Below are 14,305 nucleotides of genomic sequence, written 5' to 3'. Positions count from 1 at the left end.
GCGAAGCGCTGCTGCAGCGGACGCCGGATTGCCGCCCCGGCCGAAGTTCGGCCTCGTGATCCGCTGCGACGAACGCTGCGCAGCAGCGCTGGCCCGGGCCTTCGCGGCGCATCTGCGGACCATGCTGCCGCCGCTCTGCCCGCGGCGGCTTCGCGCGGAACCGCTGCAGTCTGGTTCAGGCCGGACGGCGGAAACCGGATCCCTGGCGGACGGCGCCCGTCGAAGGCCGTTCGAGCACGCAGCCGACCGGCCCGGACGGCGGCATCAGCGCGGCGGAAACCACTGATCCGTCACCTTCGGCCACAGCGAAACGATCTTCTTGTTGTCGACGTTGATCCAATGAATATCCGTGCTCGGATGCTCGGCCTTGAAATTCTGATAATGAACGTCGTTGCACATGAGATAGAAGCTGATGGCAGCCATGATGCTGCTGTCGATATGCGTGATGCTGTAAAGGTAAGCATCCCATTTCGCGGCTTCTTCGACCTGCCGGACCGTCTTGCTATCGGCGATCGAGCGATCCAACGCGGTCGCCGTCGGGACAGGATCACTCGAAGGTTGTGATCCGGTCACGACGTCGCTGCGCACAGTCTCGGCCGCGCGCGTCTCGCCGGCGTGCTGCGGCTGAGGCGCGGTGGCGTCCGGAGCAGGTTGGCGTGTCCGGACCAGCGACAGGACCGCATCGGCCGTGAGCGCGTAAGTCGTCCTCGGATCGAACGCCGCCGGCATTGCAGGTTGGTTTGCCATCACGGACGCGATCCGCTCCGGCGCATCGACCAGCTGCGGCTTCAACGCGGCGGCAGAGGCAGACGCAACGGGGCTGACAGCGAACATCTTACGGGCTCCGTGTGGTGAGCTGAACACCGGCTGACAAAGACTTTCCTCAAACCTTCAACCCGGTTTCTGGAGTCTGAGCGCTCATCATTTCGCCTCGCTGCTCAGACGGCCATTTATCTGACTCTAGAGGGCTCAATCCGTCGCAAGACTTCGATCTTCGTCGTCGCCTGGCTGGCGACGCTGCCAGCCTGTGAGCTGGCAGCGTCGTTTCATGGCATCAAGAATTATCCCGGACACCAATCAAACCTGGCCTTGGGGGCCATATAGACTGTTAAGCGCGATCAAAATCTCAATCGATTGAGCGCTATCAACTTTCAATATATGGGTGCGCGAGCAACTCGCGTATACCTCCCGAAAGCGATCATCGCCGAGGGAGGGCACCGCTGAAGCGTCATGCCTCAGGCACAGGAATAAGAACGGCCGAGCATTGCCGTGTCAACAGGTGCGTTCGTTGCGAGACTCGGGCCGGAATATGCAACAACGCCGCACAGATATTCTTTCCCGCCGTACGATCATGCACCTCGAACGCGCTATAAATCGGTGGCGCGCGCGATACTGATCGTCTTGCAAAATTCAGCGGGCGTCTCTGCGTCGTGAGGAGACCGCGAGCGGACACACAAATTTCACAGCAATGCCGTCGACACGGCTGTGCGGGCGGACGAATCGACGGCGAAACCCCGTCATCCGCCCGGCGAAGTCCATTGGCCAGCGAATCGGTGCCGGCCGGTACGCCCGGTCAGGCCCGCACCGGCGCAACGCCCCGCTGCCGGCCACGGCCGAGGCCCAAGACCAGCAGGCAGCCCGCTCCCGACAGCACCACCAAGGGCAACAGGCCGAGCGGATAGCTGCCGGTGGCATCCTTGATCACGCCGAGCAGGTAGGTGCCGATGAACCCGCCGATATTGCCGATCGCGTTGATCTGCGCGATGCCGGCCGCCGCCGCCCCGGCCGAAAGCCATTCGGTGGAGAGCGCCCAGAACGGGCCCTTCACCATGTAGGTCGCCGTCACGGCGAGGCACAGGATCAGGATCGTCGGCAGCAGCTGCGTGGTCGCGATCGAGGCGGCGAGGCTCAGCGCCAGTAGGCCCAGCGGGATTGCCGTGTGCCAGACCCGCTCCCGCCGCTTGTCCGAGGAGCGACCCCACAGGATCATCAGCACCGAGGCGATGCCGAACGGGATCGAGTTCAGCAGGCCGGTCTCCAGGTTCGTCAGCCCGAACGACTTGATGATCTGCGGCTGCCAGAGCGACAGGCACTGGCTGGCCCCGGAGGCGCCCGCGTAGATCAGCGAGGCGGCGAGCACGTAGCGATTGCGCATCACTTGCCAGACCGAGAGATGCCGGGCCGGTGCCGCCTCGCCCGGCACGACGGAGGCCCGCTCGGCGGCCAGCCGATCCTGCAGCCACGCGCTCTGCTGCGGCGTGAGCCACCGCGCCTTGCCGGGGCCGTCAGGCAGGACCGCGAACGCGATGATCCCCAGCAGCACCGCCGGAACCGCCTCGAGGATGAACAGCCACTGCCAGCCGCGGTAGCCCAGCATCCCGTCGGTGTTGAGGATCGAGGCCGAGATCGGCGAGCCGAGGAAGCTCGAGATCGGGATCGCCACCATGAACACGGCCACGATCCGGCCTCGATAGGCGCGGGGAAACCAGTAGGTGAGGTAGAGGATCACTCCGGGGAAGAAGCCCGCTTCGGCGGCGCCGAGCAGCAGGCGGACCGCGTAGAACGAGGTCGGCCCGACCACGAACGCCATGGCCGCCGACACCAGCCCCCAGGTGATCATGATCCGGGCGATCCAGATCCGGGCGCCGAACCGCTCCATGGCGAGGTTGCTCGGCACTTCGCACAGGACGTAGGACACGTAGAACAGGCCGCCGCCCAATCCGAACTGCGCCGCGGACAAGCCGATATCGTGGTTCATCTGCAGCGCCGCGAAGCCGGCATTCACCCGGTCCACGAACGCGATGAAGTAGGCGAGCATCAGGAACGGCAGGATCCGCCAGGTGACCCTGCGCAGGGTCGCCCGCTCGATGTCCGAAATGGGATCCGGCACGTTTGTCGGGGCCATCTTAATCCTCCCGGCTCGATCAGCTCGGCTTGGATCAGGTACGGCCCCACCACCAGTCCTGGCACACGACAACTTCGCGTGACTGTCATAGCCTCACGGAAGGTGTTGCTTGCCGGTCGCGATACGCGCCGATAGCCGCCCCCGAGCCGTCGGGGCGGTTTGCCCGCGGCCCGCGGACATGCGAGAGAAGCGGCATGTTGACGGTGGATAGCCTTTGGCGCGCGCGGCACCGGCTTGCGCAGATCGGGAAGAAGCGGACGGGCTCGCCCCGCATCCTGGTGGTTGGAGTCTGCCAGGCCGGCTCCATGGCCAAGGTGCTGCGTTTCCTGCTGCCCGACGCCCATGTGGATTTCGTCTCGGCCTTCACGGTCACCCGGCGCTTCCCGAAGCTCGTGGACCTGATGGCGCATGCCGACGCCTACGATCACGTCTATTCCAGCATCTACCTGCCCCGGTTCAAGGACGGCGGCACGATCGACCGGTTTCGGACGCACCCGAAGGTCCGGCTGATCCCGACCATCGTGTTCGGCGCCTACCATCCGGACCTGATCCATGTCGGCGTGCAGGATGCCGTCTCGCTCAACGGCCTGATCTCCGGGCCGATGGGGCATTCGCACTCGGCGATCACGCTTTACGCCTATCTGGCCGGCTTCTCGCAGGCGCAGGCGCTGCGGTTGTTCGCCGAACCGGTCTTCGAGCGGCTGGGCTATTTCGATCTCTGGAACGAGTCGGTCGCCTACCTGCGCGGGCTCGGTGCGCAGGCGCAGTACGATCTCGACACGCACCTGACGCGTTGGGCGCGCCGCGGCTGCTTCATGCACTCGATCAACCACACCAAGCTCTACGTGGTCGCCGATCTCGCCCGCGGGCTGCTGACAAAGTCCGGCGTCGCCTATCCCGAATGCGACCTCGACGCGTTCGTACCCGATGACCTCGGCGGCCAGGGCAGCTGGCCGGTCTATCCCGAGATCGCCGCGCATTACGGCATTCCCGGCAGCGCGCTCTTCTTCAAGGCCGAGACGCGCCGCTCGGGCCCCGCCCGCACGATGACGCGGCCGGAATTCGTTGCGGCGGCCTACGCGAACTACGACAAGCGCCCGCGCGAGGCCCTGGTCTCGCGGCGCGTCCAGGACTGGCGCAACGATCCGGCGACGGTGGACTTCTTCCGTGAGGCCGCGGGGCGGGACATCAGCCCGATCCGCCCCTCCGGACGGTCCCCGGCGCTGGCCTCCAACAGCCTGGCCGGCCACGCATCCTGATACGACGGCCTAGTTTCCCCCTCCTCCGGCGCTCGCGCGGTCCGGGTCGGGCCCGACCGAGGTTCTGGAGCCCCGATGAGCCGTCAGCCACGTAAGAAGTCACGCGCCGGTCGGTTCGGGATCGCGACGCTCCTGACCGGTCTCGGCTCGGCCGCCGGCCTGGTCGGCTGGAGCCGGTTCGCCGTCGATCGCCGTATGGACCTGCCGCCCGCCCTTCCCGGCCGGCATGAGACGCTGGCGACGATGCGCGCCGGCGCGCTCTCGCTGTATGGGACGGCGGACCGGGAGGGCGTGCCGCTCCTGCTGATCCACTCGATCAACGCGGCCGCGAACGCCTACGAGGTCCGTCCGCTCTACCTGCATTACCGCCAGACCCGTCCGGTCTACGCACTGGACCTGCCGGGCTTCGGGTTCTCCGAGCGGTCGCGCCGCCTCTACACGCCCCGCCTCATGGTGGAGGCGATCCGTGCGGCCGTGGCCGAGATCCGGCAACGGCATTCCGTTGGCGCCATCGACGCGATGGCGCTGTCGTTGTCCTGCTCCTACCTCGCCCGAGCGGCTGTCGAGCAGCCGGAGGATTACCGCAGCCTCGGCCTGATCAGCCCCACCGGGTTCGATGCGCGACTCTCCGGCGACGGACCTCCGGACGGCCATCGGGGACGCGACCGACTGCGCGACCTGCTGGACCGGCCGCCCCTCGGCCGGCCCCTGTTCGACGCGCTGGCCTCCCGGCCGAGCATGCGCTTCTTCCTGCAAAAGACGTTCGGTTCCAAGGACATCGACGAGGGCCTGTTCGCGTATGATTACGCCTCGGCCCACCAGCCGGGTGCCGAGCACGCCCCCTACTGCTTCATCGCCGGCCACCTGTTCCCGACGGATACGACGCGTCTCTACGAGACGTTGCGGCATCCGGTCTGGATGGCCCACGGGCGGCGCGGCGACTTCGTGGATTACCGCCTGGCGCCGCGGGTCGCGGGCCGGCCGAACTGGCGCGTCCTTACGCTGCCGACCGGCGCCTTCCCGCATTTCGAGCGGCCGGACGACATGATCGCCGACTACGACACCTTCCAGCAGAACCTCACCTGGGCGCCGCCATTGCCGCCGGCGTGATGCGAGCACGTCACCCCCAAGGCCGGCGGGATACGCGTCGGGCGGTGCTGTGCGCGTCAGCGCAGGCGCAGGAGGGCGCGCAGCCGGTCGAGCACAGTGGGGTTCAGCTCGCGCCGGACCCGCCGCTCCGCAAACGCATCGACTGAAAAGCGGTCGGTCGGCACGCGCCGGAGGAAGCGCTCGGCGATCTCGTAGACCACGAGGTCAGGCTTGACGGCGGCGACGTAGGCCCAATCGATCTCGGCGGACCAGATCGCGTGTACCTCGCGAAAGCTTTCGGCCAGCATCGCGGTGAGGCGCGGCCCTTGGTCGAACACGTAGGAATCGCCGAACAGGACGATGCGCCGGGGATCGGCGGCCTCGGGATTGCGCATCACGGCGCGCGATCCGACGAAGAAGCCGCCCCGGCCCGCGACCCGGCCGGTCTCGCGCAGACGCACCAGGGCGTTGGCCTCGCTGCGCTGGGCCCGCCGGGGGAATTCGTGGGCGAAGTAGGCCTCGTCCACCGGCGGCTTCAGCTTGCCGCCGAGATCGAACACGAAGCGCGCGGGTTGGCCGGTGGCGTCGAGGACGTGCGGTGCCGGTGCGACCGCGAGCGCTTCGCACAACGCCCGGTAGGCCGCGATGTAGCCGCGATGGTTCCAGTGCGTGTCGGTGCGCAGGTAGACCGGTTCTTCGGCCCGCGCCGCCCGCAGGGGCGCGTAGAGATCGACCAGGTCAGCCCGGGTCTCTGCCGCGAGGCGGCGGCCGAGGCGCGCGCCGGGCGGATCGGCCAAGCCCGGGAACGGCCGGTCCAGCGTGTCGGCGTGGATCGCGATCTTCTCGGGCACGATCGCGTGGACGTAGCGCGCGCCCAGGGACTCCGCCCGGCGGACGCGGCCGTCCACCAGTCGCACCCACCGGCGCAGCAGGCGGCGCGTTGCCGGGGAATCGGCGTACAGTTCCACCAGTTCGTTCGAGCGGCCGACCCAGAACAGCCAGCCGTCCCGCCCAACCGCGATACCGCGCGCGCCTGCCTGAGACAAAGTTCGGCCCTGCTCCCGATGCGCCTGTCGGCGGCGCCGACACATGCCGCCCGATGGCGCCGGAAACAAGCGGAAACGCCTGGGCCGTTCAGGCGCCATGCCGTCGAGCGCGTCCGCTGAGACGACGCGCATCGCCGCGTGGTGGACCGGTCCCTTATCGATCCGTTAAGGATCGGACAGCCGCGCGGAGCGGCGACAGCCCCTGGATTCCGATGATCGACCTGACGCTCGAGGCCGCCCGCAGCATCGTCGATACCGCCCTGCGCGAGGCCCGGACCCGCGGGCTGAAGCCGATGGCGGTGGTGGTGTACGATGCCCGCGGCGCGCTCAAATCCGTTTCGGTCGAGGACGGCACGTCTTTGCGCCGGGCCGAGATCGCCTGCGGCAAGGCCAACGGCGCCCTGGCGCTGGGGCTCGGATCCCGGGCGATCCATGCGCGGGCCGAAGCGCAGCCCTATTTCGTCGCCGCGGTGAGCCACGTCGCCGGCCCGGCCGCGCTCGTCCCGGTGGCGGGGGGCGTACTGATCCGCTCCCGCGAGGGGCGGCTGCTCGGCGCGGTGGGTATCTCCGGCGATACCTCCGACAACGACGAGATCTGCGCGGTGGCGGCGATCGAAGCCGCCGGCCTGGTGCCGGAGACCGGCGCCTGAGGATGGCGATCCGCCGGCGCGCGTGGCTGGCCGGCGTCGCGGCCCTCGCGGTCGCGCGGCCCGCCCGCGCCGGCGAACCCGGCCTCTATCGCCGGGGCAACGACGCCGATCCCGAGACCCTCGATCCGCACCGCTCGTCCACGGTGGCGGAAGCGCACATCCTGCGCGACCTGTTCGACGGCCTCCTGACCTACGACAATCACGGGGCCATCATCCCGGGCGCCGCCCGGTCCTGGACCGTCTCCGATGACGGCCTGACCTTCCGGTTCGACCTGCGTCCGGACGGCCGATGGTCGAACGGCGAACCCGTCACCGCGGACGATTTCGTCTATGCGTTCCGCCGTATCCTGGCCCCGGCCACGGCGGCGAAATACGCAGAGATCCTGTTCCCGGTCCGGGGGGCGGCGGCGGTGAACCGCGGCGAGGCGGCCGGCGACGCACTCGGGGTGGCGGCGGAAGGGCCGTTCCGGCTCAGGATCGCCCTCGAACAGCCGACGCCGTATGTCCTCGAACTCCTGACCCACCAGACCGCCCTGCCGGTACACCGCGCCTCGATCGAGCGCCACGGCGACGCGTTCACCCGCCCGGGCAACTTTGTGACCAACGGCCCCTATCGGCTGGTCGACCGGGTGCCGGGCGGCGCGATCACCCTGGAGGTCAACCCGCACCATCCCGAGGCCGGCGCGGTCGCGATCCGGCGCGTCGCCTTCCTGCCGACACCGGACCTGTCGAGCGCAGTGCGCCGCTACACGGCCGGGGAACTCGACTCGCTGTCCCAGCTCCCGGCCGACCAGATCGTTGACCTGCGCCGCCGGTTCGGCACGCAGGTGGTCCTCGGTCCGTCGCTCGGGCTCGAAACCCTGGTGGTCAACACCCACAAGGCGCCGTTCTCGGACCGGCGGGTCCGCCAGGCCCTGTCGCTGCTCATCGACCGGGAATACCTCGCCGACGGGCTCTACGGTGGCACCATGAGCCCGGCCTATTCCCTGTGCCCGCCGGGCATCGACAATTATCGGACGCCGCCCGAGACCGCGGGGCGCCTGGGCCTGCCGATCGACCACGAGGCGCAGGCGCGCCTCCTGCTCGACGAGGCCGGCTTCGGGCCCGGCCGGCCGCTCACCGTGGAATACCGGTTCAACGTCAGCGACAACAACCGCAACACCGCGGTGGCGGTGGCCGAGATGTGGCGCGACCTCGGGATCAAGACGCGGTTCGTCTACACCGACGCCAAGACGCATTTCGCGTATCTGCGCGACGGCGGCAGCTTCGACGTCGCCCGCTACGCCTGGATCGCCGACTATTCCGACCCGCAGAATTTTCTGTTTCTACTGCAGAGCGGCAACGATGGGCTGAACGCCGGCCGCTGGTCCGACGCGGCCTACGACGCCCTGCTGGCCCGCGCGGCCGGCGAGCGCGACCTCGCCCGCCGGGCCGACCTGCTCTGCGATGCCGAGACCATCGCGCTGCGCGAGTTGCCCTGGATCCCGCTGATGCATTACCGCTCGAAGGCGCTGATCGCACCACGGCTTCACGGTTACGTCCCGAACCTGCGCAACGCCGCGCCGACCCGTTTCATGAGGCTCGACGCGTGATCCGCTTCGTCCTGCGCCGCCTCGCGCAGTCGGTGCCGACGCTGTTCGCGGTGGTGGCCGTGAGCTTCTTCCTGATGCGGCTGGCGCCCGGGGGACCGTTCGACCTGGAGCGTCCGCTGGCGCCGGCCGCCATGGACAATCTGCGCCGGGTCTACGGCCTGGACCGGCCGCTGATCGTGCAGTTCGGCGGCTACCTGGCGGCCCTGGCGCAGGGCGATCTCGGCCCGTCCTTCTCGTTCCGCGATCAAAGTGTGCGCGACCTGATCGCCCGGGGGCTGCCGGTCTCGGCGACCCTCGGCGCCCTCGCCCTGGCGCTCGCGGCCTGCCTGGGGATCGGGCTCGGGACCGTGGCGGCGCTCCGGCGCGGCAGCGCGCTCGACCGGGTCCTCGGCCTCGGCGCGGCGCTGTCCCTGTCGCTGCCGAGCTTCGTGGTGGCGCCGCTCCTGCAGATCGTCTTCGGGCTGACCTTGCGCTGGCTGCCGCTGAGCGGCTGGGAGGGCGGCGCGCCGAGCCACCTGATCCTGCCGGTGGTGACCCTGGCGCTGCCGCAGGTGGGCGCGCTGGCACGCCTGACCCGCGCCTCGCTCGGCGAGGTCCTGCGAACCCAGCCGGTGCGGACCATGCGAAGCCTCGGGCTGCCGCCCGTTCGCGTCACCCGGCACGCGCTGCGCGGCGCGCTCCTGCCGGTGGTCGCCTACCTGGCCCCGCTGGCGGCCGCCCTGCTCACCGGATCCGTGGTGGTCGAGACGATCTTCGGCCTGCCCGGCATCGGCCGTTACTTCGTGGAGGGGGCGCTCAACCGCGACTATACGCTGGTGATGGGCACCGTCCTGGTGGTTGCGGTACTGGTGATCGCCCTGAACCTGATCGCCGACCTCGCCTGCGCCTGGCTCGATCCGCGCCTGAGGCGGATCGCATGAGCGGCGGCGGCATCACCACCGGTCCGGCGGCGCGCACGCTGTTCCGGCTCGGCCGCGAACGGGTGGCGATGGCCGCCCTGGCCGCGCTCGCCCTGATCGCGCTGGCCTGCCTGTTCGGGCCGGCGCTGACCGGGCACGATCCGGTCCGTGCCTATCCGGACCTGCGCCAGCTTCCGGCAGGCATGACGGCGCAGCCGGATTCCGAGCATCTGCGCCCGGCCCTCGAACGCCTCGCCTTCCGGATGCGGGCCCGCCTCGACGACGTGGAGCGCGACGGCGACGGCGTCGCCTTGACGCTGGGTTCCGCGGGCGCATTCGACCGGCGCAGCCTCGTCTACCTGCCGCGCTCCGACCTGTTCGGCGAGCCGCGGGTCGTCGACGGCTCGCAGGATGGGACGCGTCTGGTCGTGCGCGTGCCGGTACGGCGCCTGTACTTCCCCCTCGGCACCGACGTGCATGGCCGCGACCTGCTCACCCGCTGCCTCGTCGCCGGCCGGGTCTCCATCCTGATCGGCCTCACCGCCACCCTGGTCGCGCTGCTCATCGGCGTCGGCTACGGCGCGACGGCCGGCTTCGTCGGCGGCGCCGTCGACGCCGTGATGATGCGGCTGGTGGACGTGCTCTACGCCCTGCCGTTCGTGTTCTTCGTCATCCTCCTGCTGGTGTTCTTCCGGGCGAGCCTGACGCTGATGCTGGGGGCCATCGGCGCGGTGGAATGGCTCGACATGGCCCGGATCGTCCGGGCGCAGACCCTGTCGCTGCGCGAGCGCGACTTCGTCCGCGCCGCCCGCGCCCTCGGTCTCGGCACGCCGCGGATCATCTTCCGCCACATCGTGCCGAACACGTTCGGGCCGGTGGCCGTGGCGGCGACCCTGCTGGTGCCGCAGGTGATCCTGCTGGAGAGCTTTCTCTCGTTCCTCGGGCTGGGCGTTCAGGAGCCGCAGACGAGTTGGGGGGTGCTGATCGCCGAGGGCGCCCGGGCGATCGAGTCGGCACCCCACATGCTGGCCGGCCCAGCCGCCTTCCTGATCACGACACTGGTGGCCCTGACGCTGCTCGGCGACGGCCTGGCCGATGCGGTCGACCCCAGGGCCGACTAGCCTCACCCCAGTTGCCGGATCGGCGAGCCGGCGAGCCACGCCTCGATATCCTCCACCGCCTGGGTGAAGAACGTCCGGTAGTTGTTGCGCGTGACGTAGCCGACATGCGGCAGCGCCAGGACATTCGGGAGGTGCCGGAACGGACTGTCGGCCGGCAGCGGCTCGGTCTCGAACACGTCGATCCCGGCTCCCCCGATCCACCTCTCCTCCAGGGCCCGGACCAGGGCCGCCTGATCGACGATCGGCGCGCGCGACGTGTTCACCAGGATCGCGCCCGGTCGCATCCGGCGCAGCTCGGCCTCGCCCAGGAGGCCCCGGGTGCGCTCCCCGAGCACCAGATGGATGGTGACCACGTCGCTTGCCTCGAGCAGGGCGTCCTTGGACTGCGCACGCTCGACCCCGGCGGAGGCGGCCCGGGCCTCGTCGAGGTTCGGGCTCCAGGCGATCACCCGCATGCCGAAGGCGCGGCCGATCTCGGCGACGCGCGCACCGATCTTGCCCAGCCCCAGGATACCGAGCGTCGCCTCGGCCAGATCGGTCCCGATCGTGCTCTGCCACGGGCCGCCGTCCCGAAGATTCCGGTTCTCGACCGCAAGGTGGCGGGCGAGGCCCAGGATCAGCGCCCAGGTCAGCTCGGTCGGCGGCGTTGGGCTCGATTCGGTGCCGCACACCGTGATGCCCCGGGACCGCGCCGCCGCAACGTCGATCGCGAGGTTGCGCATGCCGCTGGTGACCAGCAGCTTCAGCCGGGGCAACCGCTCCAACAGATCCGCCGGAAACGGCGTGCGCTCGCGCATGATCACCAGGATCTCGGCTTGGTCGATCCTGGACACGAGGGCGCCCCGATCCGCGATGTGATCGGTGATGGTCGAAACGGCGACGCGATCGGCCAGGCGCGCCCAGTCGGCGAGGCCGAGCGCCGCGTCCTGGTAATCGTCGAGGATCAGGCAGGTTCGCACGGTGGCCGCTCTCCAGCTTCAGAAGCTGCAACGCTCGCGCAGGCGCGGTGTTCGCGAATGCCCTGACGCTTCCGGAACTGTCGAAAGGCCTCAACGACGGTTGAGGGATCGCGGTCGAAAGACTTGCGGGCCCACCAGCGCCGTTCAACCAGCTGCCGCCAACGCCTCGAACGCCAACGCAACCCCGGCCGCTCCCGGATCTTCGACGCCTGCGAGATCCGCCGCAGAGAGGTAGCTCGACCGGCCGGTGGCGGCGCGGTCCATCCGGGCCGTGGCGGCGGCGCCCGCGCGGGCGGCAGCGGAGGCGGCGTCGAGGCCGTCCGATTTCAGGGCTACCAGCGCGGGGATCAGCGCATCGAGCAGGGTGCGGTCGCCCGGGCCGGCACCACCGTAGCCCTGGACCCGGGCCACGCCCTCTTCCAGCGCATCAGGCCAGGACGCGCCGTCGGTGAGGGCGGACGCGGTCGCGGCGAAGAAGATCGAGGCCAGCACGCCGCTCGAACCGCCGACCGCACGGCCGATCCGTTCCGCCAGCGCGCGGCACAGGGCCGCCGGATCGGCCTGCGGCAGGCGGTCGATGTCCGCCTGCACCGCCCGCGCCGCGCCGGCGAAGGTGGTGCCGGTGTCCCCGTCGCCGACCTTCGCGTCCAGGGCGTTGAGCGCGCCCTCCGAGGCGATGAGCGCCCGCGTGACGGCGGCGAGCCGCGCGGCCACCGCGGGATCGCGGGACGGCGCGAAGGATTCGCCCGCGAGCCCTGCGGGAAGCGGGCGCAGGCCCGGCGGCGCGACCCGCACCGCACCGGGCCAGGCCGGCACGGGGACCGGCGCCAGCAGCGCCGCCTCGATCGCGTCGTCCAGCGGCAGGATCGACAACGATGCCCCGTGCATGTCGAGCGCGGTCATCAGCGGCGCCGGCCCGAGCAGCAGCCGCACCCGCCGGCCGAGATCGGTAGCCAGCACCGCCTGGGTCAGGACCTGCATCTCCAGGGCGGTGGCCGAGCCGAGGTTGTTCACCAGGAGCGCCAGCGGCCCGGTCGCGGAGAAGCGCTCGGTCATCAGCCGGGCCAGCTCGGCGGCGCCGGGCAGCGCGATGCGCTCGACCCCCGGCTCGCCATGGATTCCGAGACCGAGTTCCGCCTGCCCCTCCGCCAGGCGCTCGCTCCGGGGCGAACCCGGGATGGTCGCGGTCGAGACCGCGATCCCCAGGGATTGCACCGAATCCGCCACCCGGCGGGCGAGCGCCGCGACGGCCTCCAGCGACGCGCCCGCCCGCGCCGCGTGTCCCGCGACCTTGTGCACGAACAGGGTGCCGGCCACCCCGCGCGGCTGCTTGGCCGCCGGGAGCGCGATGTCGTCGGACACGATGACGGTCTCGACCTTGCGGCCGAGGGCCCGGGCGCGCTCGGCCGCGAGGCCGAAATTCAGCCGGTCTCCCGCGTAGTTCTTGATGACCAGCAGGCACCCGGCCGGCCCGGTCACCGCCAGGATCCCGGCCAGGACCGCATCGACGCTCGGCGAGGCGAAGACGTCGCCGCAGACCGCGGCACTCAGCATGCCCGGCCCGACGAACCCGGCATGGGCCGGCTCGTGGCCGGAGCCGCCGCCCGAGATCACCGCGACCTTGTCCGCATCCAGGTCGGCGCGCAGCACCACGCGGATGTCGGGGTCGCCGTCCAGCCGCGCCAGGCGACCGCCGCTGGCCGCGAGGAGCCCGGCTATGGCGTCGCCGACCAGGGTGGCGCGGGTCTCGATGAAGTGGGCCATGGCGTGACCTTCCGCGATCTCGGCCCGCAGCTCTCACACCGCGGCGCCGGCGCGGATTGTCTGAGCAATCGCAGGCCCCGGCACAATGGCCGCCGGTACGTTTTTCCGGAGCGAAGCCGCTACTCCTTGACGGCGCCGGTGAGCGCGGAGACGTAATACTCGACGAAGAACGAGTAGAGGATCACCAGCGGCAGGGAGCCGAGCAGGGCGCCGGCCATCAGCGAGCCCCACTTGTAGACGTCGCCGTCCACGAACTCGCTGACCACCGCGATCGGCACGGTCTTGTTCTGGGTCGAGGACAGGAACGTCAGCGCGTAGATGAACTCGTTCCAGCAGAGCGTCAGCGAGAAGATGCCGGCCGAGATCAGGCCCGGGAAGGCGAGCGGCAGGATGATCTTGGTGAGGATCTGCCAGCGGCTCGCGCCGTCCATGAGCGCGCATTCCTCCAGCTCGTAGGGAATGGTCTTGAAGTAGCCCATCAGGAGCCAGGTCGAGAACGGGATCAGGATGGTCGGATAGGCCAGGATCAGGGCGATCGGCGAATCGAACAGGCCGTAGGCCTGGATGATCGTGGCGAGCGGGATGAACAGGATCGAGGGCGGCACCAGGTAGGCGAGGAAGATCGCGGCGCCGACCCAGCCCGCGCCGTTGAAGCGGATGCGCACGCAGGCATAGGCGGCCAACACGCTGGCGAACAGCGACAGGATCGTAGCCGCCACCGACACGTACATCGTGTTCCAGAGCCAGCGCGGATACTGCGTCTCGAACAGCAGCTTGTTGATGTGCTTGAGCGTCGGGTCCACGACCCAGAACGGGTTGAACCGCTCCATGTCGATCAGCTGCTCGTCCGGTTTGATCGCCGTGAGCGCCATCCAGTAGAATGGGAACAGCAGCACCGCGAGGATGATCAGGAGCGGCAGGTAGGTGGTCACGAGCCGCCGCGGCAGCCGCTCCAGGTAGGCCATCCCCTCGCTGTCGTCGGTGAGCCCGGCGGGGCGGGCCGCCACGACGGAGGCGAGGC

At 69.9% G+C, this 14,305-nt stretch carries 12 protein-coding genes; 6 read left to right on the top strand and 6 right to left on the bottom strand.

The genetic code is table 11. The features are described from left to right. Positions 1-264: 264 nt before the first annotated feature. The gene (locus FV233_RS03080) at positions 265-834 is read right to left on the bottom strand and encodes a hypothetical protein (protein ID WP_147896578.1); all 570 of its coding nucleotides are present in this window, start codon (positions 832-834) and stop codon (positions 265-267) included. A 739-nt stretch (positions 835-1,573) separates the two neighbouring features. Further along, positions 1,574-2,905 (bottom strand): MFS transporter, encoded by a 1,332-nt coding sequence (locus FV233_RS03075; protein ID WP_147896577.1) that lies wholly within the window; start codon positions 2,903-2,905, stop codon positions 1,574-1,576. Between the two features lie 194 nt (positions 2,906-3,099). Here FV233_RS03075 and FV233_RS03070 point away from each other — a divergent pair, with 194 nt between their 5' ends. Both FV233_RS03070 and FV233_RS03065 read left to right on the top strand, forming a co-directional pair. Further along, complete coding sequence (locus tag FV233_RS03070; RefSeq protein ID WP_147896576.1) at positions 3,100-4,164, top strand: WcbI family polysaccharide biosynthesis putative acetyltransferase; 1,065 nt, start codon at positions 3,100-3,102, stop codon at positions 4,162-4,164. A gap of 75 nt (positions 4,165-4,239) precedes the next feature. Then, positions 4,240-5,274: an alpha/beta hydrolase gene (locus FV233_RS03065; protein ID WP_147855493.1), complete on the top strand. Its 1,035-nt coding sequence runs from the start codon at positions 4,240-4,242 to the stop codon at positions 5,272-5,274. Positions 5,275-5,330: 56 nt separating this feature from the next. Here FV233_RS03065 and FV233_RS03060 read toward each other — a convergent pair whose 3' ends face one another. Next, a complete protein-coding gene (locus FV233_RS03060; protein WP_246689890.1) occupies positions 5,331-6,299 on the bottom strand; it encodes a hypothetical protein in 969 nt (322 codons plus the stop codon). Between the two features lie 212 nt (positions 6,300-6,511). On the opposite strand from FV233_RS03060, the gene FV233_RS03055 reads away from it, so the two are divergent. The 4 genes from FV233_RS03055 to FV233_RS03040 are packed head-to-tail and all read left to right on the top strand — an operon-like array spanning position 6,512 to position 10,561. Next, complete coding sequence (locus FV233_RS03055; RefSeq protein WP_147855491.1) at positions 6,512-6,949, top strand: heme-binding protein; 438 nt, start codon at positions 6,512-6,514, stop codon at positions 6,947-6,949. A gap of 2 nt (positions 6,950-6,951) precedes the next feature. After that, complete coding sequence (locus FV233_RS03050) at positions 6,952-8,541, top strand: peptide ABC transporter substrate-binding protein (RefSeq protein WP_147896574.1); 1,590 nt, start codon at positions 6,952-6,954, stop codon at positions 8,539-8,541. Then, positions 8,538-9,461 carry an ABC transporter permease subunit gene (locus tag FV233_RS03045; RefSeq protein ID WP_147896573.1) on the top strand — a complete coding sequence of 308 codons (924 nt, stop codon included), beginning with the start codon at positions 8,538-8,540 and terminating at the stop codon, positions 9,459-9,461. The genes FV233_RS03050 and FV233_RS03045 overlap by 4 nt, the downstream gene beginning before the upstream one ends. After that, on the top strand, positions 9,458-10,561 hold the full coding sequence (locus FV233_RS03040; RefSeq protein ID WP_147857115.1) for an ABC transporter permease: 1,104 nt from the start codon (positions 9,458-9,460) through the stop codon (positions 10,559-10,561). Before FV233_RS03045 ends, FV233_RS03040 begins: the two co-directional genes overlap by 4 nt. Before the next feature lie 2 nt (positions 10,562-10,563). Here the strand turns inward: FV233_RS03040 and FV233_RS03035 are convergent, their stop codons facing one another. From FV233_RS03035 to FV233_RS03025, 3 genes are all read right to left on the bottom strand, one after another. Further along, positions 10,564-11,520 (bottom strand): D-2-hydroxyacid dehydrogenase family protein, encoded by a 957-nt coding sequence (locus tag FV233_RS03035; protein WP_187277906.1) that lies wholly within the window; start codon positions 11,518-11,520, stop codon positions 10,564-10,566. Positions 11,521-11,664: 144 nt separating this feature from the next. Next, on the bottom strand, positions 11,665-13,284 hold the full coding sequence (locus FV233_RS03030; protein WP_147896572.1) for a dihydroxyacetone kinase subunit DhaK: 1,620 nt from the start codon (positions 13,282-13,284) through the stop codon (positions 11,665-11,667). 119 nt (positions 13,285-13,403) lie between these two features. After that, positions 13,404-14,249, bottom strand: coding sequence for a carbohydrate ABC transporter permease (locus tag FV233_RS03025; RefSeq protein WP_238259939.1), 846 nt, complete (start codon positions 14,247-14,249; stop codon positions 13,404-13,406). Positions 14,250-14,305: the final 56 nt, after the last annotated feature.

Origin of the sequence: Methylobacterium sp. WL7 (assembly GCF_008040085.1) — a bacterium.
Classification (GTDB): Bacteria; Pseudomonadota; Alphaproteobacteria; order Rhizobiales; family Beijerinckiaceae; genus Methylobacterium; species Methylobacterium mesophilicum.
The sequence above is the reverse complement of the archived record's forward strand: the minus strand, read 5'-3'. Positions and strand labels throughout refer to the sequence as shown.

Excerpts from the sequence above, each read along its gene's own strand:
- FV233_RS03050 (WP_147896574.1), top strand. The coding sequence starts at position 6,952 with ATGGCGATCCGCCGGCGCGCGTGGCTGGCCGGCGTCGCGGCCCTCGCG.
- FV233_RS03025 (WP_238259939.1), bottom strand. The coding sequence starts at position 14,249 with ATGGCCTACCTGGAGCGGCTGCCGCGGCGGCTCGTGACCACCTACCTG.
- FV233_RS03080 (WP_147896578.1), bottom strand. The coding sequence starts at position 834 with ATGTTCGCTGTCAGCCCCGTTGCGTCTGCCTCTGCCGCCGCGTTGAAG.
- FV233_RS03040 (WP_147857115.1), top strand. The coding sequence starts at position 9,458 with ATGAGCGGCGGCGGCATCACCACCGGTCCGGCGGCGCGCACGCTGTTC.
- FV233_RS03075 (WP_147896577.1), bottom strand. The coding sequence starts at position 2,905 with ATGGCCCCGACAAACGTGCCGGATCCCATTTCGGACATCGAGCGGGCG.
- FV233_RS03070 (WP_147896576.1), top strand. The coding sequence starts at position 3,100 with ATGTTGACGGTGGATAGCCTTTGGCGCGCGCGGCACCGGCTTGCGCAG.
- FV233_RS03055 (WP_147855491.1), top strand. The coding sequence starts at position 6,512 with ATGATCGACCTGACGCTCGAGGCCGCCCGCAGCATCGTCGATACCGCC.
- FV233_RS03030 (WP_147896572.1), bottom strand. The coding sequence starts at position 13,284 with ATGGCCCACTTCATCGAGACCCGCGCCACCCTGGTCGGCGACGCCATA.
- FV233_RS03065 (WP_147855493.1), top strand. The coding sequence starts at position 4,240 with ATGAGCCGTCAGCCACGTAAGAAGTCACGCGCCGGTCGGTTCGGGATC.